A 2,631-nucleotide genomic window follows, 5' to 3' on the forward strand; every position below is an offset into this window, starting at 1 on the left:
TAAACAACAAACTAAGCCTTCTCGAAACTCAGCGGTTCATTTTACGGGTGACTTCACATCAGACTTAGAACTCATAAGACAAGAAATCGGTCATAATTCTGATGTTCACTTTCGGGAGTTTAAGATTGGGCAGACGGATATTCTAGCTGCGATTATTTTTGCTGATGGACTATCAGATAAAGAGTTGATCGATAAACACATTATGAAATCACTAATGGTTAACTTTTTCGACGAATATAAAAACGAACCTTCTTTTGTGGAGGGGACCGTTTCGAAAGAATTTATTAAAAATAAAGTTCTTTCTATTAGTGAAGTAACAGAAGTCCATTACATAAAAGATTTGGTATCCAAAGTATTGACAGGTTCGACAGCTCTATTGATTGATGGTTTATTTGATGTGTTCATTCTTGGCACAACAAAACCAAACAAACGGACTATTGAAGAACCAGTATCAGAAGCATTAGTCAGAGGTCCACGGGTAGGTTTTACGGAAGTGTTAAGTGATAACACTGCACTTTTGCGACGTCATGGTGAAAATAAGAATTTATCATTAATAAAGCTGCAAGTAGGAGAACGTGCAAAAAAAGAGCTAGTTATAGCCTACATCAAAGACCTTGCTAGTCCAGAATTAGTGGAAGAGGTAAAAACAAGAATTCAGAAAATCAATATAGATAGTGTGCCTGAATCTGGTTATATAGAGCAACTTATTGAAGATAATTACCTCAGTCCTTTTCCACAAGCTCAGAATACAGAACGTCCTGATCGTGTTATTAGTGCCTTGATGGAAGGACGGGTAGCAATTTTACTGGACGGGACACCATTCGCATTAATTGTTCCAGTTACATTTAGTATGCTATTACAATCACCAGAAGATTATTATGAACGCTGGATTCCAAGTACGCTTCTCCGCCTATTGCGTTTCTTTGCAGCTTCTGTTTCATTATTTACTCCTGCATTATATATTTCCTTTATTTCGTTTCATCCAGGGTTAATTCCCACCAAGCTAGTTATCTCTATTATAGGAACACGTGAAGGAGTTCCTTTTCCTGCTCTTATAGAAGCGTTGATTATGGAAGTGGCCATCGAAATTTTACGGGAAGCTGGGTTACGTTTACCTAAACCGATTGGACCAGCAATGGGGATTGTGGGTGGACTAATTATTGGCCAGGCTGCCGTAGAAGCAGGGATTGTCAGTCCAATTATGGTAATCGTTGTAGCTGTTACAGCTATTTCTTCCTTTACTATCCCACAATACAGTGCAGGGATTACATTACGCATTCTTCGGTTTGTAGCCATGTTTTGTGCTGCTGTGTTTGGGTTGTACGGGGTCATTCTCTTTTTCCTCTTACTTTGTAGCCATTTAGTGAAACTGAAAAGTTTTGGCGTTCCTTATACTAGTCCAGTTGTTCCTTATCGATTAAGTGACTGGAAAGATTTTATGGTTCGCATGCCGCTAAGAATGATGAAACGGCGACCAAAGATGATGCATTCAAAAGACCCTACTCGCAAAGGATAGCTTGAGCCGAAAGGAAGTGACTTTCAATGATTAGCAGACCCCAAGACCGAATTAAGACATCGCAAGCAGTTGTTATCGTCGTTAATTTTATACTTGGAACAGGAATCCTTACCCTGCCTAGAACATCTGTAGAAAAAGTAAAAACACCGGATGTATGGATAAGTGTGATTTTAGGTGGGATAATCGCGATGATTGCAGGAGTAATCATGGTTAAATTAAGTCAACAGTTTCCCGAAAAAACCTTTTATCAATACAGCCAAGAAGTTGTAGGGAAATGGATAGGGAGGTTATTTAGCTTACTTGTTGTATGTTATTTTCTTGCAACTTCAGGGTTTCAAATCCGTTCAATGGCAGAGGTCATTAGCTTGTTTTTGCTGGAAGGAACTCCTACATGGGCCATTATTATACCTTTTATGTGGATAGGTCTCTATTTGATTATGAGTGGCATTAACTCAATTGCCCGGATGTTTGAAATCATATTCCCTATTACGGTGTTTATTTTTTTACTAATTTCCTTGATGAGTCTCGGAATATTTGAGATAGATAATCTCCGCCCCGTATTAGGTTTAGGAGTTAAGCCGGTGTTAAACGGGATAAAGACAACTGCTCTCGCATATACAGGTCCTGAAATCATGTTAATCCTTTTGGTGTTTATGGAGCAACCAAACAAAGCAGTAAAAGTCATTCTAGTTGGAATTTCTATTCCGTTAATCTTTTACGTAATAACGGTCGTAATGGTCATCGGTGCATTATCCGTCGATGGAGTTGTAACGAGAACTTGGCCGACAATTGATCTCATGCGCAGTTTTGAAATTTCTGGTTTGATATTTGAACGTTTTGAATCTTTATTGCTTGTAATATGGATTATGCAAATATTTGCTACATATACGATCAGTTACTACGCTGCTGCAATGGGGCTAGCACAACTCTTCAAAAAGAGCATTCATCCTTTTATGTTTGCTTTGCTTCCAATTATTTATATCATTGCTATGACTTCGAAAAATATAAATGATCTACTTAAATTCGGGGATATGGTCGGCAATACTGCTATATTTTTATTTGGGTTACTACCATTGCTCCTTCTTATCGTCACGCGATTAAAGAGAAAAGGGGGG

Annotated in this window: 2 protein-coding genes; both read left to right on the top strand. The window is 38.3% G+C overall.

The genetic code is table 11. From position 1 onward, the window contains the following. Positions 1 to 1,516 (top strand): spore germination protein (locus AC1M36_RS28195; protein ID WP_479846511.1); only part of this gene is annotated, 1,516 nt, incomplete at its 5' end. 26 nt (positions 1,517 to 1,542) lie between these two features. Further along, the coding region (locus AC1M36_RS28200; RefSeq protein ID WP_479846512.1) for a spore germination protein at positions 1,543 to 2,631 on the top strand (1,089 nt) is incomplete at its 3' end.

Source organism: Bacillus sp. Medicinal_06, from assembly GCF_056711665.1.